The following is a 24,375-nucleotide window of genomic DNA, read 5'->3' as shown; positions in this document are numbered from 1 at the left end:
CGAACCGAGGCCGGAGGGCGCCCCGGCCGGCACTTCCAGCCGGGGCGTATGCGATCAGACGTCGTCGTCCAGGCCCTCCTCGCGGCGGATCATCCGCCACGCGGCCTTGCGGGCGCTGCGGTCCAGGCTGGACTTGAAGCCCTTGTCGGGGCCGAAGTACTGGCGGCCCATGCCCGCGATGGTGTCGATGTGGTCGGCAGCTTCCTCGCGCAGATCGTCCCCTACCGGGACGCCGAGCTGGAGCGGCTGCACCTTTACGGCCGCTACCTCCTCAACCGGCTGCCACGCGACGGACCAGGCGTGGTTCGCCAGCTCCGTGTGCTTGCTGCTGTTCAAGGTTTCCCGAGTTCCTTCCGAGCCGTGCCGCCGGGCGAGGGGGCGGGTGCGGCCAATTGTGATGGATGCGTGAAGAAGTGTGCCAGTGGGTCAGGTCGACGCGGTCTCGGGTGGGAGCAGTGCGCCCGCCGTCAGGCCGGTGGTCAGGAGGTCCGCGTACTGGTGGGCCAGGTTGGTCGCCTGGCGGGCGGCGGTGTGCAGTTCGTGCACCCGGCGGAAGGCCTCGCCGTAGCGGCGTTGCTCCTGCAGGGGCAGCAGCGGAACGCGCAGTCGGCCGGGTTGGAGGTGGATGGTGGTGCTGCCGGTGGAGGCCCCGGTGATGTTGTCGTGCGCGCCGACGAAGCCGGTGAGGAACCAGGGGTCCAGTCGCGTCGGGTCGGGGCGCAGAAGGTAGAGGTCATGTCCGAGCAGTGCGCCGGTGTCCTGTTCGTCGGCCAGCCTGGCCATGCTTCCGCCGTCTCCTGTGAACACGCGTACCAGGATGTCCCCTTCGGCGATGACCGGTGACGACTTCAGGGGCACGCTGTCGAGGAACGTGCCGGAGGCGGGTAGGCCCTCCGCGATGTCGGTGCCGTGGAGAACCAACCGTCCGGCGTTCTCGGCCCTCCATTGCGCGCCCTCGGTCTTCTCCCGGGTGTCGGTCGCCGCCCGCAGGATCTCGAGGGCGCCGCCGCGGGCGAGGTCGGAGAGGGTGGCCGTGCGCCACTGCCGTGGGGAGTCGCCGGTGGGCTGCCAGGTGCCGTGGGCGGCCTCGGCGAGGAGGCCGGCGTGCTCGGTCAGCTGCTCGCGGTGGTCGTCGGCCTGCCGTGCCACCTGGGCCGGGTCGATGTCGGCGGGCAGGGCGCGGACCTGGCGGGCCGGGGTGAGGTCGACGACCTCGTCGAGGAGATCCAGTACGGGGACGGCCCGGGCGATGCCCGGCTCGTCGGAGAAGGACTCCAGGTCGGCGCGGAAGGCCGTCCAGTGGTCCAGCACGGTGTCCGTCAGTTCGTCCCAGTCGAGGGCGTCGCGGCGTCGGCGCGTCCCCGGTGAGCCGAGTGTGCTGTCGGCGCGGTTGCGCGGCCTGTCCTGTTGCCGCTCGGCTGCGGCGTCCACGAACAGCACCGAGGCGCGGTCCGGGCCGTCCGGCTCCGGGGTCTGCAGGATCCACAGCTGGAGTCCGATGTGCAGGGGCGCGGCCGCGCCGGACGGCAGGGCCACGACGGCGCGCAGGGCGCCGCCGCGTACCAGTTCGGCGCGTACGCGGCGGCCCGAGGCACGGGCGGCGGTGGCGGGGGGCAGCAGCAGTACCGCGTAACCGCCGGGGTGCAGGTGGGCCAGGGCGTGCTGGATCCAGGCGAGTTCGGATTCCATGCGCGGTGGGACGCCGTAGGCCCAGCGGGGGTCGTAGGCCAGCTCGTCGTGGCCCCAGTCGCGGTCACCGTAGGGCGGGTTGCACAGGACCGCGTCGACCGGCGGCCGCGGGAAGGCGTCCTGGCGCAGGCTGTCGCCGGCCTGTACGGACACCGCCGCGTCGGGCGTGGCCAACAGCAGGTGTACCGCGCTGCGTTGGGACTGCACCGGCAGGGCGTCCTGGCCGTACAGCTCCCGGGCGCCGTGGCGTGCGGCGGCGGCCAGCAGAGTGCCGCTGCCGCACGCGGGGTCCAGGACACGGGCCGTGTCCGCGGGCAGCACGCGCGCCATGAGATCGGCCAGGCGGTCGGGGGTCTGGTAGGTGCCGGTGGAGGCGCTGTCCTCCAGTTCCCGCTCGGCGAGTACGTCGAGGGTGGCCTGGGCGCCCTCCTCCCGTACGCAGTGGATCAGCGCCCGCACGATGCCCGCGTCGGCTGCCGTGAAGGGGGCGGCCTCGGTCTGCGGAAGGGTGTCGGCGAGGTCGGTGACGGCGGCGTCCGCGCGTGTGGCGAGATCGGCGTCCGGCAGGTCGGCCAGCTCGGTCAGCTCGTGCGGGGAGCGGCGGGAGGTGGCGAGGACCAGGGGGAGCAGCGGCGTGGCCGGACCCGCGTCCGCGGAGTGCAGTCGCAGCAGGGTGCGTAGCTCCTCTGCCGGGGCGGCGGCGGAGGTCTGGCCGCGGGAGCGCAGCCAGGCACGCACGGATTCCAGGTCGTAGAGCGGGCTGGTCTCGTTGCCACCGGCCGGTGCGGGGAAGTCGTCGTGCCGGCGGCGCCAGTTGCTGACGGTGGCGCGTGTGACTCCAGCGATGCGGGAGATCTCCGCGGCTGTCACCTGGGCTGTCGGCTGGGGCATGACGGGTTCTCACCTCTCGTCGGGTACGGAGAGCACGTTACACCACCGACTAAGTGTGTAAGCAGGTTTGACAGTGCTTTCATCTCCATGCTTATCTGTAGATGCTTCCGCTGGCAGTCATCGGCGGCAGCACCCCCCCCGTGGGACCGGCCGTCGCGGCGTGCCCCGGGACGGCAGACGAAGCCTCACGAGCGGAGAGACCTGCTTGACCGAGACGGGCGAGCCCGAACTGACCGTGTATCACCGCCACCTGGCGCAGTTGCTGAAGCGCGACGCCGGGGAGAACTTCCGGGCCCTGCTGGTCCAGGCCCGCCACATCACCGGCACGTCCTACGAGACCAACCTCTACGACCACCAGCAGGCATTCCGCCTCCTGTGGCGCCACCTGGAGCGCAGCGGCCACCTGCGCCGCGCCCACCGCGATGCCCACACCCGCCTCGCCCCGGTCACGCCACGCCCGACGAACGCGCCGACCTGGAGCTGTTCCTCACCGTCTACGGCCAGGTCCACCCGCAGACCACCGCCGGCGCCTGACCCGTATGACCCACCCGGCGGGCGTCACGCGTCGGCCGCCCCCTCTCCCGCCGCCCTCAAGGGCTACCTGCTCGGAAAGGAAGTCATCCATGAGCATCACTGTCGACTCCTCGCGCCTCTCCCTGGTGCGTGAGGAGTCCACCTACCTGGCGATCCGCACCAGCCAGGGCGGCAGGACCGTCTACACGACGCGCATTCCGCTCGCCGACCTGTCGGTCATCCTCACCATCCCCGACCCGGCCAAGCCGGACCCGGACAACCGCAAGGTGGACATCACCCACGCCAAGGGCTTCGGCCAGTACCTCGCCGACAACCCCAAGTGGGTGGCTCCGGCCCTCCTCATCCGCGACACCGGCGGCTGCCGCTTCGAGCCCATCAGCGAGGACGGCTCGGTCGGCTACCTCACCGTCCCGTGGTCCATCGGCGGCATCGGACGCCTGATCACGATCGACGGCCAGCACCGCATCCTCGGGGTCCACCTGGAGAAGAAGCGCATCACGGACGAGGTCTCCCGCGTCGACCGGGAGATCCACCGCGCGGGCGAGGCCAAGAAGGCGAAGCTGGAGCAGGACCGCGAGGCGCTGATCGGCCGCATGCAGCGACTCAAGGACGAGTTCGTCGGCATCGACATCTACGTGGAGCCCGACGGCGTCAGCGGCCAGCAGATGTTCGTCGACGTCGCGGACAACGCCAAGGGGATCTCCGGTGCCGTCCGGGCCCGCTTCGACACCTCGCGCATCGCCAACCGCACGCTCAGCGACATCGTCGTCCACCCCCTCTTCCTGGGCAAGGTCGACATCGAGCGGGACCGGATGACCCTGACCAACCGCAACCTGATGGGCGCCAAGCACGTCGCCGACATCACGCGGGCCGTCATCGGCAGTGCCAGTGGCCGCTTCAGCAAGAAGGTCGAGTCGCTGACCGACAACGAGGTCATCGAGAGCGTCCGCAGCTTCCTGGACGTCATCTCCCTCGCTTTCACCGCGCTCGCGGAGATCACCGAGGAGGACGTGGACAACTACGACCCCTCGCTCTCCGAGAAGAGGAAGAACGAGCCGCCGGCGCCCCCCACCAAGGCCATGCGGCTGCGCGAGTCCTCGCTCCTGGGCTCGGTGGGCATGCTCCGCGTCCTGGGCGGCGTCTACCGCAACCTGAAGGAGGACGGAGCCGAGGACGGTGACATCCAGGAGTTCTTCAAGCGGCTCGACCGGCACATGACCGCCCCCGTCACCGAGGACAGCATCTGGCGCACCACGGACGCGAACGAGGACTTCGAGCCGAACGCCTCCGCCCCGATCATGCGTCAGCAGAACGTCGTGCACCTGACCAAGGTGATCACGGACTGGTACAAGAAGGCCCCTGCCGCCATCTGACCCACCGGCAACACCGGAGCCCGTCCACATCCGACGGATTCCAGGGGCCATTGCGACACCGTGCCGACGCCTGACCCACACGATCAAGTTCGGCGGGCGTCACGCGCGCCCGCCCTCTCCCGCTGCTCTGTTGCACAGACAAGAAGGCAACAACTGCCATGGGTCGCCGTTCTCCCCTCGCCCACGCACCGCGCCCCGCCACCTCCACTCTCCGCCAGGTGCACGTGAACGACAAGGTCGAGGCCGTCGCCGGGCCGATCGTGCTGGCCACGGATGCCTCGGTCAGTCCGGACCGGGTGGCCTCCGGCTACCTTTCCACCACCGGCCACACCGGTCTGCGCGCACACCTCTACCCGAAATACCTCGTACGCCCCTGCTCCCGGGTGGTCGTCACCGAACTGCGCGCCGTGTACGGGGGCCTCAAAGCAGTCCTCCACGCGCACCCCGGCCGGCCCATCGAGGTCCGCGTGGACAACCTGCAGGCGCTGCGGCACCTGCACAGCTGGCGGCAGGGCGGGACGGACATGCCCGAGGGCTACGACACCCACCTGCGTGCCCAGGGCCGCCGGCCCAGCCTGGTCAAGCTGCAGTTGCTCGCCGAGTACACCCCGCACCTGACCTTCGTCCACGAGAAGGCCCACGCCGGCCATCCCCTCAACGAGGCCGCGGACTCCCTCGCCAAGCTCGGCCTTCGCTGCGTGCGCGGAGCCGTCCCGCGCACCGAACTCCCGCGGCTGGTCCCGTTGTGGGCCGCCGGCGCCCTCGCCGACTACCGGCGCTCCCTGGCCGCCTGACGCACATTCCAGCTTCACACGTCACACGTCACACGCACCCGCAAGGTGCATCTACATCCCTTGGGGGGACCATGAGTCAGCAGCAGTACCCGCAGCAGCCCCAGCCCGGTTGGGGAGGCCCTCAGCAGCAGGGTCACGGCACTCCGCCGTTCCAGCCGCAGCCGCCGAAGAAGTCGAAGGCGGGGAAGATCGTCGGCTTCGGCTGCCTCGGCGTCGTCGCCGTCTTCGTTCTGATCGGCATCGCCGCCGCGGCCGGCGGCGGAAACGGCGACTCCATCGACACCGGCACCAAGGACAAGGCCGTCGCCGCCGGCCGCACGCCGGAGTCCGACAAGGCCGAGGCGACGCCCGAGCAGAAGACGAGGACGCAGGCGGAACAGTTCAAGGCCTGCGTCGCCAAGTCCGGTACGGCCGCGGAGAAGAAGGCCGTCCAGCACGTGACGAAGGTGACCGGCGCGGACAAGCGGAACGACATCCTGGACTCGGCTGAGATCTACACCGACTTCACCGGCGGGTTCATGAGCGACGACGAGGGGGACGCGAAGCTCATCGCCTCCGCGTTCACGTCCTGCTACGAGTCCAAGAACGGGCTCGTCAGCGTCTACGGCCAGGATGGCGACCTCATCGCCAACGCCAACTACTGATCTCTTCTACCCAGGCCGTGAGGTGGTGCGGCGGCGGCTCATTCGACAGAGGCAAGTGGACTGACACCAGGTCGGCTGACCGGCTGCCCGAGCGAGTCAGTACGCCTTCGAGTGCGGCGGCGAGGCGATGCTCCGCCGCCTCCGCGCCGCCCCCGGCCACGACCTGCCGTGTGGTTTTCACCCTCCGATTCCTTACCTGAAGGACAACCGTGAACAGACCCAAGGTCCTCGCCATCGCCGCCTGCGGGTTGACCGCCCTGACCGTCACGGCGGCCACCGTGGACCACGTCAGTACACACTCCGCGCTCGCCGCCTCCCGCCGTCAGGCGGCTGCGGCCGACCACCGCGCCGATCAGGCCGAGTCCCGCCCGCCCAAGGTCGTCACCCATACGGTCACCAAGACCGTGGACAAGCCCGTCTTCGGCCGCTCGACGCTCCTCGGCGCCTACGCGTCCGGCGTGATAGCGGGGGGTGTGTACGCCGACGACGGCAGCATGGCCTACACCGCGAGTGACAGCACCTGCTCGCAGGAGTACGCCCAGATCTCCCAGGAGCCCACCGGCGGCACCGTGCACCGCGACGCCTTCATGAAGGCCTGCCTGACCAACGTCAACGACACCGCCAAGGCCGACCCCGCGCCCTGACCCGCGGCGCTTGGCGCTGACTGGCGGGCCACATGGGCGCGTTGGGCGCGGCCGGCACCCCTCGACGAGGCCGCAGACCGCCGACCCCCTCGCCAAGCTCGGCCCGCACTTCGCGCGTGGCACCGCCCCGCGTACCGAACTCCCGTGCACCGAACTCCCGCGCTTGGTCCCGCTGTCGGCCACCGGCGCTCTCACCGACTACCGACGCTCCCGGGTCGCCTTTCCTCACTGCCGTCCGGGAATCCGGTCAACCTGCCTCGCCTTCGGCCCGGCCCTCGGGCTCTCCACGCCTTCCCGCGCCCACTCTGGAGCACCTCATGACCGAGACGGAACAGCCCCAGCACGCCGCGCACCATCGCACCCAGCCGACCCGGACCGCCCCGTCCATGCCCGTAGCCGAACTGGTTGAGGCCCGCCTCGCGGAGGCGCTCCTCAGCGAGCCGGTGAAAGTGCTCCTCAAGGACGCGCTGGGCGAGGGGGAGGCCGAAGGGCCGTCCTCCGTCGGCCGGATCTACCTGGCCTCCGTCGCCGTCACCGGATTCCGCGGCATCGGCCCCCGCGCCTGGCTGAACCTCAGCCCCCGGCCGGGCGTGAACCTCGTAGTGGGCCGCAACGGTTCCGGCAAGTCCAGCATCGCCGAGGGCATCGAGACCGCGTTCACCGGCACGAACACGCGTTGGCATGGGCTGCACGCGTCGCGCAGCGGCAACTGGCGCAACCTCCACCTCGAGGACGGTGCCAAGCCGGAGATCGAGGTCAAGCTCGCCATCGAGGGCGACACCGGCCGCAGCACGCTCACCCGTACGTGGGAGAGCGGGGACTTCGGCAGCTCCGAGGCGGAGTTCAAGCGGCCCGGACACGGACGAGTCCCTCTCGACCAGGTGGCCTGGAAGCAGGCCATGGAGGACTACCGGCCCTTCCTGTCGTACGTCGATCTCGACCGCATGATCAGCGGCAAGCCCTCCGAGATGTACGACGCCATCGCCACGATCCTCGGCCTGCGGCATCTCAGTGCGGCGGACAGCCGGCTTCGCGCGGAGGAGAAGGTACTCGACGACGCGGCGAGGGCGGCGAAGGCGGAAGTCCCGGAACTCGTGGACGCCCTGTACGCGCTGGAGGACGACGAGCGCGCGGTGCACGCCCTCCTGGCCATCGACACCCCGGGCAGCCCGGACTTCGACACGGTCGAGGCACTGGTGGCGGGACTGCCCGCCGACACCGACGAGGGTCTTCTCGCCGAGCTGCGGGTCGCGGCCGCTGTGCGGGGCCCCGACATGGAGCAGGTCGCCGACGCGGTGGGAGGGCTGCGCAAGGCCCTCGCCGATGCCGAGGACGTCCGCGGCACGAGCGCCGAGGACGCTCACCAGCGCGCCGACCTCCTCGCCAAGGCCCTGGCCCACTACGACCGGCACCCCGACGAGACGTCCTGCCCGGTCTGCGGAACGGACCGCGTCCTGGACGGGGAGTGGGCTGCGCGTGCCGCCGCGCAGATTGCCGTACTGCGGCAGGAAGCCAAGGCTGCCGACGAAGCGCGCAGCGCACTGCGGTCGGCGGTGCGTGTCGTGCAGGACCTCGTACACCGGCCTCAGCGGATCCCGGCCGCGTTGACCGACCCGTGGGACGCCTGGGCCGACTGCCGCACGGTCAGCGATCCGAGCGAGCTCGTCAGGCGCGCCCACGAGGCGGCCGGGACGCTGGCCGACGCTTGCGCCGCGGTGCGAGAGAACGCCACGAGGGAGCTGGAGAAGCGGGACGAACGCTGGCGCCGGCTCGTCACCCGCCTGGCCGGCTGGGCGGAGCGGGCCCGTGCGGCGCAGGAGAGCGGTCCCCGGCTGAGAGACATCCGGCGGGCCCGTGCCTGGATCAAGGCACTGAGCACCGAGCTGCGGGAGCGGCGCATGGAGGGCTTCGCCGAGCAGTCGCAGCGCATCTGGGAGAAGCTCCGCCAGGAGAGCAACATCGACCTCAACGGTGTGAGCCTGCGCGGCAGCGAGAAGGCCACCGTACGCAAGCTCGTCATGGACGTCTCCGTCGACGGCCGGGACGCCTCGGCACTGGGTGTCATGAGCCAGGGCGAACTGCACTCCCTCGCCCTGTCCCTGTTCCTGCCGCGCGCCGTTACGGCCGACAGCCCGTTCGGGTTCGTAGTCGTCGACGACCCGGTGCAGTCCATGGACCCCGCCAAGGTCAACGGGCTCGCCCAGGTCCTGGACGAGCTCGGCAAGCACCGACAGGTCGTCGTGTTCACCCACGACACCCGGCTGCAGCGGGCGTTCACGAGCCAGGAGTTGCCGGTGACGGTGTTCCAGGTCGAGCGGAGCAAGGCCTCGAAGGTGAAGGTCGAGCGAGTGACCGATCCGGTCGCGCAGGCGGTCGCCGACGCGATGGCCATCGTCCGCACCCCGGATCTGCCGTCGGCGGCCCGGACCCATGTGCTGCCCAGCCTGTGCCGTATCGCTCTGGAGAACGCCTTCCTGGAAGCCGCGTGGATCAGGTACCACCTCTCCGGCGGACCTGAGCGGGAACTGCACGCCGCCGTCGACGATGCCGAGAAGTTCACGAAGGTCGCGGCGCTCGCTCTGTTCGGCGACACCACGCGGATCCGCGACATCGACAAGGAGGTGAAAAGCCGCTACGGAGCCCAGGCGGCTTACCTCATCAAGCAGTGTCAGAGAGGAGCCCACGCGGCGGGAGCGCAGATCACAGACCCGCGCCGTTTCGTCCAGGACGTCGAGGCTCTGGCGCAGAGGGTGCGCAGGCCGGAGGTGAGCGGCCGATGAGTGCCTCCGCTGCATCCTCACCCCCCGTATCCGCGGAACCCGCTTTCCCCACCTCCGTCGAAGACCTCCTGCTGACGGCGGACCGGCTGCTCGCCGGCGACCTCGGCGGTGCCACGGCTGCCGGCCGTCACCGCGGAGCCTCACTGGCCCTGAGGACTGCCCTGGAGATCTGCGTGGACCGGGTGCTCGACGCAGCGGAACCGGGACTCGCCCGCGCCACCATGCGGGCCAAGATGCTCTGCTTGCGCTGCTACACCTCTGGGGAGACTGCCCGGCGGACCCGCGCCGTCTGGTCGCACCTGTGCCTGGGGTGCCACTACCACCAGTACGAGATCGGCCCTGCCTACGAGCAAGTCCGCGCCTGGCGTACGGAAGTCGGCGAGCTCGTCCGGACGTTGGACGTTCCTTGACTGTTTGGTCATGGAGGTCACTCCCTCCTGACGCCGCTGCGATGCACCGCTAGGCTTCACCCATTTCATCCACTACCTTCACGACCTCTCCATCAGCGAGGGAGCTGCGCAGTATGACCCTCCAAGGCAGGCTGCCTTCCACGGACCGCGCTCGACTGGAGAGGCTGCTCGCCTCATGGCGGGACTCACTCATCGATCTGAGCTTCCGTAACCGGCTGCTCAACTACCAACGCCGCTCGTCGTCCGCAGGTATGGATGTGGTCGAGCCCGGGTTGTCCACCGTGCTGGAAGGGCTTTCCCGCGGCTGCGCCTTCTCCGCTGTACGCGACGACGGCGACGAGAGCGCTTCGCCGGACGGCTTGGCACCCCGCGCCAGAGCGGTCCCGGCCAGTTCCGCCACTGGCGCCAGGCCGATCGACACCCCGGCATCCCGGGCAGGATCCGGCAGTAACCGCCCCGTTGTAACGCTCACCACGTCCAAGGCCACGCAGGCTGAACAGGATCGGCATGTGCGTCGCCTCGCCCTTGTCGCGCGGGAGAAGTACAACGACTACGGCCTGTGGGTGCTCCATCTCGGTGTGGGCTTCCTCGACTGGACGCCGGCCTCGTCCGCCGAGAAGAGCTTCAGTTCGCCGTTGGTGATGGTGCCGGTCGTGCTGGAACGGCGACGTGGGGACTCGTACGTCCTGAAGGCCAACACAGATGAGGAGCCGGCTCTCAACCCCGCCCTCGCGATCAAAATGGGCGAGTTGGGTGTTGACTGGCCACGCGTCGAGCAGGTGGAACACCGTGACATTCCAGCTTTGATTGCGCAGGTCCGGCGTGCGGTAGCGGGTATGCGCGGTTGGAAGGTCACCAATCGTGTGGTGCTGGACACGTTCAACTCCAGCAAGGAGGTCATGTATCGAGACCTCCTCGACAACGCCGATCGGGTGCAGGGCAGTGCCCTCGTGCGGGCCATTGGGCTCGGCGCGGACTCCGGCATCTCGCCTGGGACCTTTGCCTTCGAGCCGGCCGACGCCGATCGCATCGACGAGATCCAGCCGCCCGAGAAAGCCCCGCTTGTGCTCGACGCGGACTCTTCCCAGCGGCAGTGCGTCGCTGCTGCGATCGAGGGCCGCAGTTTCGTGATGGACGGCCCGCCCGGCACCGGCAAGAGCCAGACGATCACCAACATGATCGCGGGCTTGCTGGAGCAGGGCCGTACCGTGCTCTTCGTCAGCGAGAAGGCGGCCGCCCTGGATGTGGTCCGCAACCGTCTGAGCGATGTCGGGCTCGATGACTACGTCTTGGCATTGCACAGCAACAACACGGGCCGCAAGCAGGTGGCACAGGAGCTCGGCGGGGCATTGCAGGCGCCTCGCCGCACCCTGTCGGGCGGTGCCCGGGCCGATCTTCAGCGTGCTCGCCAACTGCGCCAGGAACTCTCCGGGTACGCGGCGGCGATGAACGAGAGCCGGCCGGGACTCGGTATGAGCCTGCATGACGTCCTGGGCAGGATCTCACTGCTGGACCATTCTCATCCGCTTCCCGCGGACCCGGCCTTCGACGCGGCGGCGCTCACGGCCGAGGGACTCGACCAGGCGACTGTGGCAGCCCGCAAGGTCAGCAGGTCGTGGCGCCCGGCTTTGGAAGGCACGGCATTCTCCTGGTACGGGCTGACAGAAGCCGGTAATCCGCTGCAGACGCTCGACCTCGCCACCGAAGCCCTCAGCGAACTCGATACAAGGCTGCTGCCGCACACGGCTCTTCTTGCTGAACTCAATTGGGAGGAAGTCCGTGACACCGCCCGGCTGACCGCGCTGCTGCACGTCGCGGGCGCTCGGCCGACGCTGCCGCACCCTTGGCTGACCACCGATCACCAGCGCCTGACCACGGCGGTGACGGGCTTCCGGTGCCGTCTCGACGAGGTCATCGAAGCCGAACGGTCGGCGGAACAGACACTCGGTGCCGCATGGGAGCAGTTGCCTGCCGAGGCGGATCCCACGCCGAGTGCTGAGGAGACCGCTCTGTCGGCTGTGCTGCCCCCTGCCATCGATATCAGTGTGCTCACGGCCGACGCTGCCCGTGCGCTCGGTGACCGACTTGAGGCAGATGCCCCGGCACTCGACGAGGCGGTCCAGTCGCTGGCGGCCGTTGCCGCGATGTACGGTCTGCCCGCCCCCGAGTCCTGCGACGACGCCCTTCGCTTGGGACACCTCGCCGTTCTCGCAGGACACCCCGACGACGCCAAACCGCTGCCCTCATGGCTCACCCGTGAGGGAGCGACTGCCGCCAGGACCGCCGCACAGGTCCTGCGTGAAGCGGTGATGCGGCTGCGGGAGACCCGGACGAAGGCCGAAGCGGTCTTCACGGACCGGGCGCTGCGGGAAGACTCTCTCGAAGAGGTCACGCACCGGTTTGCCACCGTGCACCGGTCCTTCACCGGGAGGCTGTCCGCAGCGTGCCGCGCCGACCGGCGGTTGGTCAGGTCTCTACTCCCTGACGGCGGCAAATGCACCAAAGCGGTAGTGGCCGCGCTTCCGGCCGCGGTGACGTGGCAGCAGGCGGCACGGACACTGAATGCTGAGGCCGGTCACCATGCGTCTGTCCTCGGTCCGCACTGGCGGAGCGAGGACACCGACTTCGATGTCCTGGACTCCCTCATCGCACGAGCCGACGACATCCTCAGGCTCGCTCCCCGAGTGATGAACCAGGACGCGCTGGCGCGCGAGGTGGCTTCCGGAGGGCAACCGCGCCCTGCCCCGAGGCACACCGCAGAACGGGCAGCCGCGCGGCTGACCGAGTGGCGGGATTCCCTGGTGCTTCCACCCGTGCCCGGGCCGTCGTACGAATTGGAACCGGGAAGCCTCAGGGCCGCTGCGCAATGGAGCCGCGCGCATGTTGCACCTCTGCGAGAGGCTGAGCGACTGATCCGGACGGTGGAGGAGACCGCCGCCGCGAACGGACGAGCGGTCGCGGCACCGGGCACCTGGACTCTCTCCACGGCACGCGCCGGTGTGCATGCCGTACGGGCAGCGCGTGCCGCCGCGGTGAAGTTCGAGTCCGGAGCGGAAGACGACCGGGCCTTGCTCGGGGATCTCTACACGGGCCGGAGCACGAGCGTGCCCGGCCTGACCGCCGCCCTCGACTGGATCACCACTCTGCGTGCGGCGTGCGGACTTCGGAGCACGGCGCCACTGAGTGTGTCCGCCGCCGAGATCCTCTACCGCGCGGAAGCCGACACCGGGCTGGAATCCGCGGCAGCCGCGTGGGCACGGGCCACAGAGGCATTGGCGGGTCTGTTCCGTCCGGAACGTGCCGAGCAGCTCCGAGAGTCGTTCTCCCGCGGCCAGGATGCAGCCTTGAAGGTGCTCGCGGTCCTGGACGGTGATCGGGGCGGCCCTGACGAGTGGCGTGCCTACGACAGAGGCCGCCGGGCCCTCGACGACCTGGGCCTGGGCGATTTGGTGGACCGGGCGGTGCGCCGCGGGGTTGTTCCGGCCGACTTCCCAGCTCTGGTCGAACGTGCGGCTCTCCGCGCCTGGGCTGATCTCCAACTGTCCCGTGATCCACGGCTGGGAACCCCTCGATCCGCGGACCGTGATGACTTGGTGGCCGGCTTCCGGGAACTGGACGCGAGACTGGCCAACCACGCCCGTGCGCGCGTCGTCCAGGCCTGTGACGCCCGCCGCCCGCGAACCACGGACGCTCCGGGTGCGGCGTTGCTCAGGCGAGAGGGCGAGAAGAAGAGTCGGCACAAGCCCGTGCGAGAGCTCCTGGAGGCCGCCAGGGAGACGGTGCCGCTGATCAAGCCGTGCTTCATGATGAGCCCGCTCACGGTCAGCCGATTTCTGCCGCCCGACCTCGTCTTCGATGTGGTGATCTTCGACGAGGCGTCGCAAGTGCTGCCACAGGACGCCATCAACTGTGTCTACCGTGGTCGGGCGCTGATCGTGGCCGGCGATCAGAAGCAGCTCCCGCCCACCGAGTTCTTCTCCTCCATGGGCGATGACGAGGAGGACGGCGAGGACGAGGAGTCCCCCGATCAGTTCCGTTCCGTGCTGGATCTGTGCAAGGCGAGCGGGCTGCTGGAGAGTTTGTCGCTGCGCTGGCACTACCGCAGCCGTCATGAGGACCTGATCGCTTTCAGCAACCGGGAGTTCTACGACGAGTCGATGACCACCTTCCCGGGGGCTCACGCCGAGGGCGCGGATGTCGGCGTCGCCTTCTACCGCGCCAGGCAAGGCGTCTACCGTTCCGGGGCAGCCGCTCGCAACAACCCCGGGGAAGCTGAGGACGTGGCCCGCCGGGTGATCCACCACTTCAGCACGCGCAAGGGCAGATCGCTGGGTGTGGTCGCGCTGTCCCAGTCACAGGCCGTCGCGATCCAGGACGCCGTGGACGCGGCCCGCCGGAGCCGACCCGACCTCGACGAATGCTTCTCCGAGGACCGGCTGAACGGGTTCTTCGTCAAGAATCTGGAGAGTGTGCAGGGCGACGAACGGGACGTCATGATCCTGTCCGTCGGGTACGGCCGTGACGCCCACGGCAAGTTCTCGAAGAACTTCGGCCCCATGAACAAGGCGGATGGCTGGCGCCGTCTGAACGTCGCCGTGACCCGCGCCCGCTACCGCGTGGAGGTCGTAGCCTCGTTCGACCCGGATGAGGTGGGGAACACCGGCAGCAAGAGCTTCCGGCACTTCCACCGCTACCTGCAGTACGCGCAGAGCGGTCCGTCTGTGCTCTCCCAAGAGACGGTGGACCCGGACGCCCAGCCAGAGAGCCCGTTCGAGGAATCCGTACTGGCGGTGCTGCGCGGCTGGGGCTATGACGTGCAGCCTCAGGTCGGTGTCGCCGGCTACCGCATCGACCTGGGCGTCCGGCATCCGCACCGGCCGGGGTTGTACGCGCTGGGGGTGGAGTGCGATGGCGCCATGTACCACTCCTCGAAGGCGGCCCGTGACCGTGACCGGTTGCGCGAAGGAGTACTGCGGGGACTTGGCTGGGAACTGCACCGGATCTGGGGCACCGACTGGTACCGCGACCGGTCCGGCGCCGAAGCCCGGCTGCGCGCCGCCGTCGAACGTGCGATAGCCCTCGTCGGTACGAGCCCCCGCGCCCCGAAAGTGGTCGAGGGTGACGCGGCAAGACCGGAAGCGTCGTCGTCACGAGCCGAGCCACACATCGGGCCTGGGCGGCGGTCCTCCGCGGGTCAGGACGCCGAAACCCGGACTGCTCCAGCTGCGCGACAGCGCAGAACCGTGCCGACTCCGCGGCATGGCGAGTCCCCTCCTGCCGCCCTCTACCCGGTGACAGCGTTGGCCAGGACATCCCGGCAACGTGTTGAGAACGAGCTGTCCCAGATACGCGAGTACCTGCGGCAGCCGAAGACCCTTGATACCGCGGCCGATTACCGGGTGCGTGCCGATAACCGGCGCAAATGGGAAAAGAGGCGTGAACAGCTCGAGGAGCGCGCCACTTTCCTGGAGAGCTTCCTCAGCGCAACCTCTGTCACCCCTCGCACAACCGGGGGAGCGACAGTCGCCCCTGGTCGCTTGGTCGGCCTGACCTTCGACGGATCCGCAGACGTTGAGGAGTACGAGATCACTTCACAGAGCCCGGTCGCGGAGGAGGGTCAGGCGCTCAGCCCTTTCACCCCACTCGCAGCTGCCCTGCTGTGGCGCGAGGCCGGCCTCCTGGTGGAGTACGAGGACGGCTCAGGGAAGCGCCGCACCGCCCACATCCGACACGTTCACGACTGAACGGAACCGTACGGCTATCGGCCGGAGCCGGATGCAGAGGAGCGATCGCGTCAAGGGTGAGGGCCCCGTCCATGTGCCGGGAGCTCGCAGAGGGTCATCCGATGTGACCGGTTGTGGCCACCCCTTGTCCCGATTCCATAGACCCACGGGTTTGGTGTTCACCTGGGAGGACGGAGGCGCTTACCACCTCGAGTGCGTGTCGCAGGTGTTCATGCTCCTCATGAAGAAGCTCGACGTGCCGCCGACGCAGCAGCGCACCCTTTGCCCCGGGCTCGGTCAGCCGCTCGTGCTCCTTCGCGATGGCCAGCTTGTACTCCGGGGTAAAGGACCGCCGCTTCGGCCCGTCCGCGCGCGGACGGCGCTTCTTTTTGCCCACGGCCTCATCATCGGCCACGCCGGCCTCAAGGTCGGCACTGCTCAATGTCACGCTCGAAAGGTCCTGTTCTCGCCCTGCTAACAACAGAAGACTCGATTGGCTTCATGTCTCACGGGAATCCGACAGGGACGGCGCGCACGCATTGGTGGGACGGTCCAGTCAAGGGCACTCACGCTGACCTCTGGCACGGCAAGCGTCTCTGTAGCAGGCGGCATACCAAGTGAGCAGGCGTAATCCTGCGGCCGGGCCGATTTTGCCGCTGCGCACGGCCCAGCCCTGTCGCCATCACCTACGGCCAGCCCTGACAAGCGGCCAGATTCCGTTCCCATGGCGTGCCCATTTCACCGGGGAAACGAGACCGCCGCACTACTTAGCGGCAAAACCGCAGGTCAAGCGTGCCCCCGGCAGGATTCGAACCTGCGACACCCGCTTTAGGAGTTCGATCGACACCCGCCCCTGGTGCCACCGTCGGCAGGTCCGGCGGTCGTGTGGGGGCGCTGCCGTATGCCGCCGTTCGGCCTCGTTGATGTCAGCCGTGGATGTCAGACCGCTCTGGCATCCTGCGCCAGTGACCATGACATGGGCCGCCTTCTGGGCGCTGATAGCCACCCTGAACGGCGAAGCCACGGAGGCGAGCTGCCAGCGTCTGGCCGAGGAGCTGAGCCGCCGTTCCGTCTCCGACATCGTCGGCTTCGCGGAACGTCATGCCGAGGCTCTCTACCGCTTGGACCAAGAGAAGTTCGGGACGCTTCCGGTTGCCGACATGACGGACCGGAACGGCGAGCCTTTCCCGCAGTCTGCCGACGTGTTCCTGTACGCCCGTTGCGCTGTCGTCGCTGCGGGACGAGCCGTATGGGAAGGGGTCTTCTTCGACGTCGACAAGTTTGCCCCGTACACCTCCACCGAGTTTGACGGGGAGTGGCTGCTGTACGTGCCGGATCAGGCGTACGAACTCGCTACCGGGAAGGAGTGGGACCGCCCGACCCGGTATTGCTTCGAGAGCTACTCCAACAAGGATGGATGGCCGGACCTGGGGCGCTGAGGTGGACTACCGCTTGACGGGGATCTCGTAGACGATCTCGCAGTGCGCGGCGGGCACGACGATGTCTGCCGTCTCCACGGGCCGTCCCTCCTCGCTGTAGTAAGTCCGCCGGATGTTCGTCACGAGTGCGGCCTTCTGGATGCCGAGTAGCGACGCCTCTTCGGCGGTCGCCGTCCGCGGCTCCGGCTGTTCCACCGCATGACTGACGATGACTCCGATCGCGGCCATGCGGTTCACGACGCCCGCCCCGGCGTGCGGCCCTCCCTCGGGGAGGACGACGAGGGTGCCGGCTGTGAGGTCGTACGGCTCCCAGCTCGTCGACAGCTGTACCGGCTTGCCGTCCGCCAGGAACTCGTACACCGTCCGGACGCACAGCTCGCCGTCGGCCAGCCCGAGCCGCGCCGCGATATCCGCAGGCGCCGGCACCTTGGCATCCGTCCGGCTCTCCCAGTTGCCCTGCTTGCCCACGGCCCTCATGTCAGTCCGGAAGGGCGACTCGGCGGGGTGCTCCCGCGCCGAGGACCGCACGACCCGTACCCGCTGTCGAGGCTCGGCGACGTACGTACCCGATCCGGCGCGGCCCTCCAGCACTCCATGGGAGATCAGCAACTCCTGCGCCCGGCGGATCACGTTCTCACCCACTCCGCACTCCTGGCCGATCTGGGCGCGGGAGGGCAGGCGATCGCCCGGCTCCCACACGTGCTCCGCGATCCGGCGCCGGAGTTCGTCGGCGATGCGGAGATAGGGCGGCTGCTCAGGCATATGGAAAATCTAGTCCACTAGCTCTAATCTAGTTAACTAGCTTCACTGAAAGTGATCGCCTGTGACGGAGGCTGCCCTGTGCCCGATTCGGAAGTCAGCGCGGCGGCCATGGCCGCACGGCTGTCCATCCTCGGGCTTCCCACACGAGTGGAGGAACACCGCCGTCACACGTCGGTCGAAGCGGAGGTGCCGGACGGGCTCTCCGCCGAGTCATGGCGGGAGGTCCTGGGCGTGGTGGCTGAGGCCGACCGGTTCGGGCTCCTCGCCACCAGCTTGAACGGCCGCACCCTCTGGGCGGTCGTACGCAGAACGGTTCCCACGACGGGCGATGTCGGGGGACCGGGCAATCAGCGATAGGAGCTGACCAGCGTGCTCAACCGTATCCGCCGCGCCGTATCTCTCATCAGGTCGCGTCACTCCGCAAAGGGCAGGCACCGCCGCCCCTTAACGGCCGTCCACTCGCCGAATACTCCCGCTGTCCCCACGTCCGCTGACGCGTGGACGGTCATCTTGGGGCGGACCTCGACTCACGCGGACCGCCGGCACTTGCTCGCGGCTGAAGACGTCGCACTCGTCCGCCCGTACGTGCTGGCCTGGGAGAAGCGCGTCCGTCCGCGCTTGGTGGTCGTCGCTCCTCATCTGCCGATCAATGCGTGGTCGGCCCTCGCGGGGGTCCACTGATGTCCTCGATGTCCGCAAGGCCGTCTCGCCGGCATCTCCGCATCGCGGACGCCTCGGCCGTTCCCTATCGCTCGACCGCCTGCCGCATCGGCACACACCCCGCCTGCGCGGAGTCCTCCCCGGCTCAGGCCCCGGTCGACCTCCCGGTCATCTACGAGGTGTGCGACTGCCCGTGCCACCCGGTAGTCGACCGATCCCCCACCACGGAGGTGGAGCGATGACCGCATGGGCCCCTGGCGGCGCGCTGGTCGGCAACGTCGAGGTCACCGCGGCCACCGTGCAGCGCGGTGATGTCATCCAAGTCGGCGGCCGTGCCTGCCGGGTGAGAGACCTCTTCCAGCTTCCCCAAGGGGCCAAGCAACTGGTCTTCGAATCGGGCGAGCTGCTGACCATCCACGCGCGTACCCGGCTCGTCGCCGTGCGGTCGCTGAGAAGGCGGTGACCGGGTCAGTGCCCTCTCGTCATCACGACATCGCGGACGACCTCCGCCGTCAGATCGCGACCGGCCGCATCCAGCCCGGTGAACGCCTGCGGTCCGAAGCCGACTTAGCCGACCGGTACAAGGTCAGCACGGTGACGCTACGGAGAGCTCTCTCCGTGCTTCAGGTGGAGGGCCTCGTCGAGAAGCTCCACGGCAAGGGCAACTTCGTCCGCCTACCCCTTCGCAAGATCATGTACGTCGGCGGTTGGGGAACCCTGGATCCGTGGACCGCTGCCGAAGCGGCCCTGCGTGTCACCGTTCGCACCACCACGGTTCAAGCGTACGGACATCTCACGACCTTGCTCAACGTCCCTGTGGGCAGCCCTCTCGCTGAGTTCTCGTGCCTCAGCCTCGAAGGAGCGTCACCGCACGGACTGGCCCGCATCTACATTCCGCGTGACCTGGCGCCGGCCGGAGTGCTCGACGATGAATCCGCGTGCGGGGAAGCGGCTACGAGATTCGCCGTGCTCGGTCCTGCGCCGGCCGCTGTCCGGGAGACGGTATGCGCCCGCCTACCGACACCGGATGAAGCATCGGTCCTTCGGATCGGCTCCAAGATGCCCGTCCTCGCCATCACGCGCACGGCAACCGACCCCACTGGGCGCGTTGTCGAAGCCGCGCTGCTGACCTTCCCGGGTGACCGCATCGACGCGGTCTTTACCTCCCTCCACGTGATCGACGAGAGGCAGACGCAAGGATGACGGCACAAGACGAACTGCGGCTCCTCCCATGGTCGGGCCCGGGCGGAAACCCCTGCTACCTGAGCACCGACGACCGGGACGGCTACATGTCCCGCCTGGCGGACAACATCGAGGCGGTCCAACTCGGCACGGCCGCCGAGCTGCTGGAGCGAGCCTCCGAAACGCTCGACGACACGGACACGGACCCGGAGGAGAAGCAACGCCTGGCGAAGGAACTGACCGGGGCCTTGAGAGACGTCCTCCGCGTCGCGATCAGCCGCGGTCACCTGCTGGCGGTGAACGAACCGCACGGCACCTGAAGAAGCGTCCTCCCACCGGCGCCCGCCGATGACGGCCCTCCCTTCTACACGGGGAGGGGAGCCCGAACACCAATCGGGCTCCCCTCCCCGTCGCGCTGAGTCGACCTGCTCCAGAACACATCGCACACCGAAGCGCAGGCGAACCCTTCCCTGGACCGCCTGAACCTGAGCCGACGAAAGTCAGCAACGGCGGCGGGTACGCCGACCGACCAGGCGCGCGTATGCCTCGCTGCACCCCTACCGGGCCTCAGCCACGCTGCCGGGGAAGTCCCGACGGCCTATTGGGAGCGCACCGTCCGCGCCATCAGCTTGGGAAGCTGAGGGTATTCGGGGCCCACCTCGCGACTGAGCTGCGGCGGAGGGGTGCAGCGGCTTCGTGGGCGGCCGATTGGGTTCCCGCTGTTCCCCGCACGTACTGGCACGCCAATGGCACGGCCCGCGTGCTCCCTATAGAGCCTCTGTCCGGAAACGACTTGTGCGAGGGCTCCACCTTGGGCTGGGACGGATCTCACCCGCGCGGATGGCCCTCTGGCGTCCGGCGTTTGGCCGCGGTGGTGAGCGTGTCGAGTCAGACCCCCCGTGATCATCCTTGCTACCGTCCACTTCGCCTTGAATTGATCCATAAAAGGAACGATTCGCGCCCACGGGGGGTTGAGAGGACACGGACCATGAACGACTTTTCCCGGCGTCGGCTGCTGAAGACTTCGGCGGTCGCCGGCGCTGGTGCCGTTGTCGTGTCGGGTGTCGCTGCTGCCGCAGCCCCCGTTGCGAGCGCTGTGACGGAGGCTGCGGCGAGCGGAGCGCACGGGGGGCACGGACACTGCCCGCCGGCGAAGCTGACCGGCCGGATCGTTCGCCCCCACGACGCCGGGTACACGGACGCGCGCCTGGGCTGGGACCAGCTCTTCTCCCACTATCCGCTGGTCATCGTCTTCGCCCAGAACACCCGGGACGTGGTCAACGCCCTGACATGGGCGCGACAGAACGATGTCGCGCTGCGGATTCGCAGCGGCCGGCACAGCCTTGAGGGCTGGTCGAACGTCGACAGTGGCCTCGTGATCGACATCAGCGAACTGAAGTCGGTGCACATCGACGCCAAAGCTCGCGTCGCGACCGTCGGCGCCGGGCTCAACCAGGAAGAAGCGGTGACCACACTCGCGAAGCAGAACTTCGCGGTGACGACGGGCACCGAAGGCAGCGTGGGTCTGTCCGGCGCCACGCTCGGCGGCGGCTTCGGGTTCCTGACCCGTTGGCTCGGCATGGCCTGCGACAGCCTGATCGGCGCCGAGATCGTCGTCGCGGACGGCGACGAGTGCGCCAAGGTGATCAAGGTCGACCTGAACCACCACTCGGATCTGCTGTGGGCGCTGCGCGGCGCGGGCAACGGCAACTTCGGCATCGTCACCTCGCTCACCTACAAGCTGGCCCCGCTGAAGAGCGTCACGTATCTCCAGGCTACGTGGGACGGAACCGGCGACCTGCGCAGGCTCTTCGAGACCTACCAGCGCACCGCGCCGCACACCGACGCCCGCCTCGGCACCCAGCTCGAAGCCCACCGGAACCAGATCCTGCTGTTCGCGGTCCTCCCGGAGGGAACCCCCGCGGAGACAAAGCGGCTACTGGCCCCGCTCCTGTCGATCGGCAGCCCCCAGGTCACGACACAGGTGGGCAACTGGGGCGACGTGTACGCGGGATTCCAGATCCCGACCGAGCTCGAACCCGCGAACTGGAAGTTCTACTCGCAGTTCGCCAGGAAGCCGTTCCCGACCAAGGCGATCGACATCGTCACCTCGTACGTCAGGTCCGCCCCCACGGACGACAGCAACTACTTCCTCCAGGCGTTCGGCGGGAACGTCAGGAAGACCCCCCGCGGCGGCACGGCGTTCCCGCACCGCGACGCGCTCTTCTACGCCGAGCCCGGTGTCGGCTGGGGCAAGCGCAGTGACCAGCCGGGCATCTGCGACCCGCTCACCCCCGAGGCCCAGGCCTGGATCGCCGAGTTCAGCCAGAAGCTCCGTCCGTACGTGGACGGCGCCTACGTCAACGTGCCGAACATCGGCACGCAGGACTGGGAGACCGCCTACTGGCGGAACAACTTCGGCCGCCTGCGCAAGATCAAGGCGAAGTACGACCCGCAGAACGTCTTCCAGTACGACCAGAGCATCCCGCCCGCGGTCTGCTGACCTGACCGAGCACTGACGAAAGCCCCCTCCCGACTGGTGAGGGGGCTCCGTCATGTCTACCCGCCCTGGGGCCTCCTTTGGACGGTTCTTGCGGTTCCGGATGTCGACGCACCCATGGACAGCCCCTTCATCCGCAGTCGCAGCCTGCGGTCACGGGCTCCGACTCGACGGCCAGGCTGGTGCAGCAGCCGCCACCGACGTTGGGGTCGGCGCTCTTGCCGAGCCTGTCTGCGTCCGCCTTCACGACGTAGACCTCCCAGGGCTCCTTACCGGGGCCGTGCACCCACACCTTGTCCTGGAGGGCGTAGCAGCAGGAGGTGTCGTTCTCCTCGAACGTGGCGAGGCCTGCGTCCTTGAGCCGGGTGGTGGCGGCGGTGACCTGGTCGGTGGAGTCGACTTCCACGCCGAGGTGGTCGAGCCGGGTCTCTTCGCCGGGGGCGCCTTCGATGAGGACGAGCTTGAGCGGGGGCTCGGTGATGGCGAAGTTGGCGTATCCCTCGCGCCGCTTGGCGGGTTTGGTGCCGAAGAGCTTCGAGTAGAAGGTGATCGATGCTTCGAGGTCGCTGACACGCAGGGCGAGCTGAGCGCGGGACATGGCGGGGTCTCCCATCGGCTTGCATTGACGTCTGTCGATGCAACCTTGTGTCTTGGATCGAAGGATGTCAACATAGACGCATGTCGAAGCAAGAGCTTGTGGTCCTGGGTCGGACCGACGAGGACGGCGCGTGTTGCGCCGGGGTGGCTGCCGCGCCTCTGGCCGAGGATCAGGCGGCCGAGTTGGCCAAGGTGTTCAAGGCGCTGGGTGACCCGGTACGGCTGCGGCTGCTGTCGATGATCGCCTCACAGGCGGGCGGTGAGGTCTGCGTCTGTGATCTGACGCCGGCCTTTGATCTGTCGCAGCCGACGATCTCCCACCATCTCAAGCTGCTGCGGCAGGCTGGTCTGATCGACTGCGAGCGGCGCGGTACCTGGGTGTACTACTGGGCGATGCCGGCCACGCTGGACCGGCTCGCCGGCTTCCTGAAGACGTCGCAGCCTGCGGAGGCGTGAGCGTGCCCCTGGCTCGCCGGGTCGTGGCTGAGTTCGTCGGATCGGCCGGCCTGGTCGCGGTGGTCGTCGGCTCCGGCATCCAGGCGACCGAGCTGACCCGGGACGTGGGGGTGCAGCTACTCGCCAACTCGCTGGCCACGGTGTTCGGGCTGGGCGTGCTGATCCTGCTCCTGGGCCCGGTCTCCGGCGCGCACTTCAATCCTGCCGTGACCCTCGCCGCCTGGGCCACCGGCCGGCGCACCGAGGACGGGCCGACTGCGCGGGAGGTCGCCGCGTACATCCCGGCCCAGATCGCGGGTGCTGTCGCGGGTGCGGTCCTGGCGGACGCGATGTTCGGCAAGCCGCTCGTGCAGTGGTCCACTCACGACCGCTTCGCCGGTCACCTGTGGCTGGGTGAGGTCGTCGCGACCGCCGGCCTGGTCCTGCTCGTCTTCGGCCTGGCCCGCACCGGTCACGCCCGCTTCGGGCCCGCGGCCGTGGCCTCCTACATCGGCGCCGCGTACTGGTTCACGTCCTCCACCTCGTTCGCGAACCCCGCGGTCACCATCGGCCGGGCCTTCACCGACACCTTCTCCGGGATCGCCCCCGCCTCCCTCGGCCCGTTCATCGTGGCTCAACTGGTCGGCGCCGCCGTGGGGCTGGGCCTGGTGCTCGCGGTCTTCGGACGTCCGGCGCCCGCGGCCGTCCCCACCGGCCTTCAGGGCGAATCCGACCTCGCCTCCCCCGTGCTCTCCTGACCTGCCCTCCGCCAGAAAGACGTACCCGCCATGACCTCTCCCGCTGAAAAGCCGTCCGTCCTCTTCGTCTGCGTCCACAACGCCGGCCGCTCGCAGATGGCCGCCGCGTTCCTCACCCACCTCGCGGGCGACCGCGTCCAGGTCCGTTCAGCTGGGTCCGCGCCGGCCGCGACGGTCAACCCGGCCGTCGTCGAAGCCATGGCAGAGGTCGGCATCGACGTGTCCGCCGAGGTCCCCAAGGTGCTCACGGTCGAAGCTGTGCAGGCCTCGGACGTGGTCATCACGATGGGCTGCGGCGACACCTGCCCGGTCTTCCCCGGTAAGCGCTACCTCGACTGGGAGCTCCAGGACCCGGCCGGTCAAGGCGTCGCCGCCGTGCGTCCCATCCGCGACGAGATTGAGAAGCGCATCCGCGGCCTGCTAGACGAGATCGCTCCGGCGAGCCAGGCGTGAGCATCTGAGTAATTTCTCAGTTTCCTTTGGGATAGCAACCCACCCGCAGTCTGTCGCCACTGACATACAGCACCGTTGGCGCATGCCTCCGGGTCGAGTGAGACGCG

At 68.9% G+C, this 24,375-nt stretch carries 22 protein-coding genes; 17 read left to right on the top strand and 5 right to left on the bottom strand.

The features are described from left to right. Positions 1-54 precede the first annotated feature (54 nt). Positions 55-336 (bottom strand): hypothetical protein, encoded by a 282-nt coding sequence (locus ABZV34_RS04720; protein ID WP_356271808.1) that lies wholly within the window; start codon positions 334-336, stop codon positions 55-57. Between the two features lie 90 nt (positions 337-426). Then, a complete protein-coding gene (locus tag ABZV34_RS04715; protein ID WP_356271293.1) occupies positions 427-2,580 on the bottom strand; it encodes an N-6 DNA methylase in 2,154 nt (717 codons plus the stop codon). A gap of 205 nt (positions 2,581-2,785) precedes the next feature. On the opposite strand from ABZV34_RS04715, the gene ABZV34_RS04710 reads away from it, so the two are divergent. From ABZV34_RS04710 to ABZV34_RS04675, 8 genes are all read left to right on the top strand, one after another. Then, complete coding sequence (locus ABZV34_RS04710; protein WP_356271292.1) at positions 2,786-3,247, top strand: hypothetical protein; 462 nt, start codon at positions 2,786-2,788, stop codon at positions 3,245-3,247. Continuing rightward, complete coding sequence (locus ABZV34_RS04705; RefSeq protein ID WP_356271291.1) at positions 3,204-4,487, top strand: DNA sulfur modification protein DndB; 1,284 nt, start codon at positions 3,204-3,206, stop codon at positions 4,485-4,487. The genes ABZV34_RS04710 and ABZV34_RS04705 overlap by 44 nt, the downstream gene beginning before the upstream one ends. A 158-nt stretch (positions 4,488-4,645) precedes the next feature. Next, entirely contained in the window at positions 4,646-5,281 is a 636-nt protein-coding gene (locus ABZV34_RS04700) for a hypothetical protein (protein ID WP_356271290.1), read from the top strand. A 71-nt stretch (positions 5,282-5,352) separates the two neighbouring features. Beyond that, positions 5,353-5,925: a hypothetical protein gene (locus ABZV34_RS04695; RefSeq protein WP_356271289.1), complete on the top strand. Its 573-nt coding sequence runs from the start codon at positions 5,353-5,355 to the stop codon at positions 5,923-5,925. A gap of 209 nt (positions 5,926-6,134) precedes the next feature. Then, complete coding sequence (locus ABZV34_RS04690) at positions 6,135-6,569, top strand: hypothetical protein (protein WP_356271288.1); 435 nt, start codon at positions 6,135-6,137, stop codon at positions 6,567-6,569. A 317-nt stretch (positions 6,570-6,886) separates the two neighbouring features. Then, positions 6,887-9,349: an AAA family ATPase gene (locus ABZV34_RS04685; protein ID WP_356271287.1), complete on the top strand. Its 2,463-nt coding sequence runs from the start codon at positions 6,887-6,889 to the stop codon at positions 9,347-9,349. Beyond that, the gene (locus ABZV34_RS04680) at positions 9,346-9,759 is read left to right on the top strand and encodes a hypothetical protein (protein ID WP_356271286.1); all 414 of its coding nucleotides are present in this window, start codon (positions 9,346-9,348) and stop codon (positions 9,757-9,759) included. The genes ABZV34_RS04685 and ABZV34_RS04680 overlap by 4 nt, the downstream gene beginning before the upstream one ends. A gap of 113 nt (positions 9,760-9,872) precedes the next feature. After that, on the top strand, positions 9,873-15,503 hold the full coding sequence (locus tag ABZV34_RS04675; protein WP_356271285.1) for a DUF4011 domain-containing protein: 5,631 nt from the start codon (positions 9,873-9,875) through the stop codon (positions 15,501-15,503). Between the two features lie 94 nt (positions 15,504-15,597). On the opposite strand, the gene ABZV34_RS04670 is transcribed toward ABZV34_RS04675, so the two are convergent. Then, entirely contained in the window at positions 15,598-15,930 is a 333-nt protein-coding gene (locus ABZV34_RS04670; protein ID WP_356271284.1) for a hypothetical protein, read from the bottom strand. 523 nt (positions 15,931-16,453) lie between these two features. Between ABZV34_RS04670 and ABZV34_RS04665 the strand changes: the two genes are divergently transcribed. Next, positions 16,454-16,921: a DUF4240 domain-containing protein gene (locus tag ABZV34_RS04665; RefSeq protein WP_356271782.1), complete on the top strand. Its 468-nt coding sequence runs from the start codon at positions 16,454-16,456 to the stop codon at positions 16,919-16,921. Between the two features lie 6 nt (positions 16,922-16,927). On the opposite strand, the gene ABZV34_RS04660 is transcribed toward ABZV34_RS04665, so the two are convergent. After that, positions 16,928-17,683, bottom strand: coding sequence for a GntR family transcriptional regulator (locus ABZV34_RS04660; protein ID WP_356271283.1), 756 nt, complete (start codon positions 17,681-17,683; stop codon positions 16,928-16,930). A 78-nt stretch (positions 17,684-17,761) separates the two neighbouring features. On the opposite strand from ABZV34_RS04660, the gene ABZV34_RS04655 reads away from it, so the two are divergent. From ABZV34_RS04655 to ABZV34_RS04635, 5 genes are all read left to right on the top strand, one after another. After that, positions 17,762-18,040, top strand: coding sequence for a hypothetical protein (locus ABZV34_RS04655; protein WP_356271282.1), 279 nt, complete (start codon positions 17,762-17,764; stop codon positions 18,038-18,040). A 541-nt stretch (positions 18,041-18,581) separates the two neighbouring features. After that, positions 18,582-18,806: a hypothetical protein gene (locus ABZV34_RS04650; RefSeq protein ID WP_356271281.1), complete on the top strand. Its 225-nt coding sequence runs from the start codon at positions 18,582-18,584 to the stop codon at positions 18,804-18,806. Continuing rightward, positions 18,803-19,546, top strand: a complete 744-nt coding sequence (locus tag ABZV34_RS04645) for a GntR family transcriptional regulator (protein ID WP_356271280.1) — start codon at positions 18,803-18,805, stop codon at positions 19,544-19,546. The genes ABZV34_RS04650 and ABZV34_RS04645 overlap by 4 nt, the downstream gene beginning before the upstream one ends. Then, entirely contained in the window at positions 19,543-19,845 is a 303-nt protein-coding gene (locus tag ABZV34_RS04640) for a hypothetical protein (RefSeq protein ID WP_356271279.1), read from the top strand. The genes ABZV34_RS04645 and ABZV34_RS04640 overlap by 4 nt, the downstream gene beginning before the upstream one ends. 668 nt (positions 19,846-20,513) lie before the next feature. Continuing rightward, positions 20,514-22,028 carry an FAD-binding oxidoreductase gene (locus ABZV34_RS04635; RefSeq protein WP_356271278.1) on the top strand — a complete coding sequence of 505 codons (1,515 nt, stop codon included), beginning with the start codon at positions 20,514-20,516 and terminating at the stop codon, positions 22,026-22,028. Positions 22,029-22,155: 127 nt separating this feature from the next. Here the strand turns inward: ABZV34_RS04635 and ABZV34_RS04630 are convergent, their stop codons facing one another. Further along, positions 22,156-22,623: an ArsI/CadI family heavy metal resistance metalloenzyme gene (locus ABZV34_RS04630; protein WP_356271277.1), complete on the bottom strand. Its 468-nt coding sequence runs from the start codon at positions 22,621-22,623 to the stop codon at positions 22,156-22,158. A gap of 80 nt (positions 22,624-22,703) precedes the next feature. On the opposite strand from ABZV34_RS04630, the gene ABZV34_RS04625 reads away from it, so the two are divergent. The 3 genes from ABZV34_RS04625 to ABZV34_RS04615 are packed head-to-tail and all read left to right on the top strand — an operon-like array spanning position 22,704 to position 24,268. After that, complete coding sequence (locus ABZV34_RS04625) at positions 22,704-23,078, top strand: metalloregulator ArsR/SmtB family transcription factor (protein ID WP_356271276.1); 375 nt, start codon at positions 22,704-22,706, stop codon at positions 23,076-23,078. Positions 23,079-23,080: 2 nt separating this feature from the next. Continuing rightward, positions 23,081-23,815: an aquaporin gene (locus tag ABZV34_RS04620; RefSeq protein ID WP_356271780.1), complete on the top strand. Its 735-nt coding sequence runs from the start codon at positions 23,081-23,083 to the stop codon at positions 23,813-23,815. Positions 23,816-23,845: 30 nt separating this feature from the next. After that, positions 23,846-24,268 carry an arsenate reductase ArsC gene (locus tag ABZV34_RS04615; RefSeq protein ID WP_356271275.1) on the top strand — a complete coding sequence of 141 codons (423 nt, stop codon included), beginning with the start codon at positions 23,846-23,848 and terminating at the stop codon, positions 24,266-24,268. Positions 24,269-24,375: the final 107 nt, after the last annotated feature.

The sequence above is a fragment of the Streptomyces sp. NPDC005195 genome, assembly GCF_040608315.1.
In the GTDB taxonomy this organism is placed as follows: domain Bacteria; phylum Actinomycetota; class Actinomycetes; order Streptomycetales; family Streptomycetaceae; genus Streptomyces; species Streptomyces kaempferi.
This window is presented reverse-complemented; position numbering and strand designations above follow the sequence as displayed.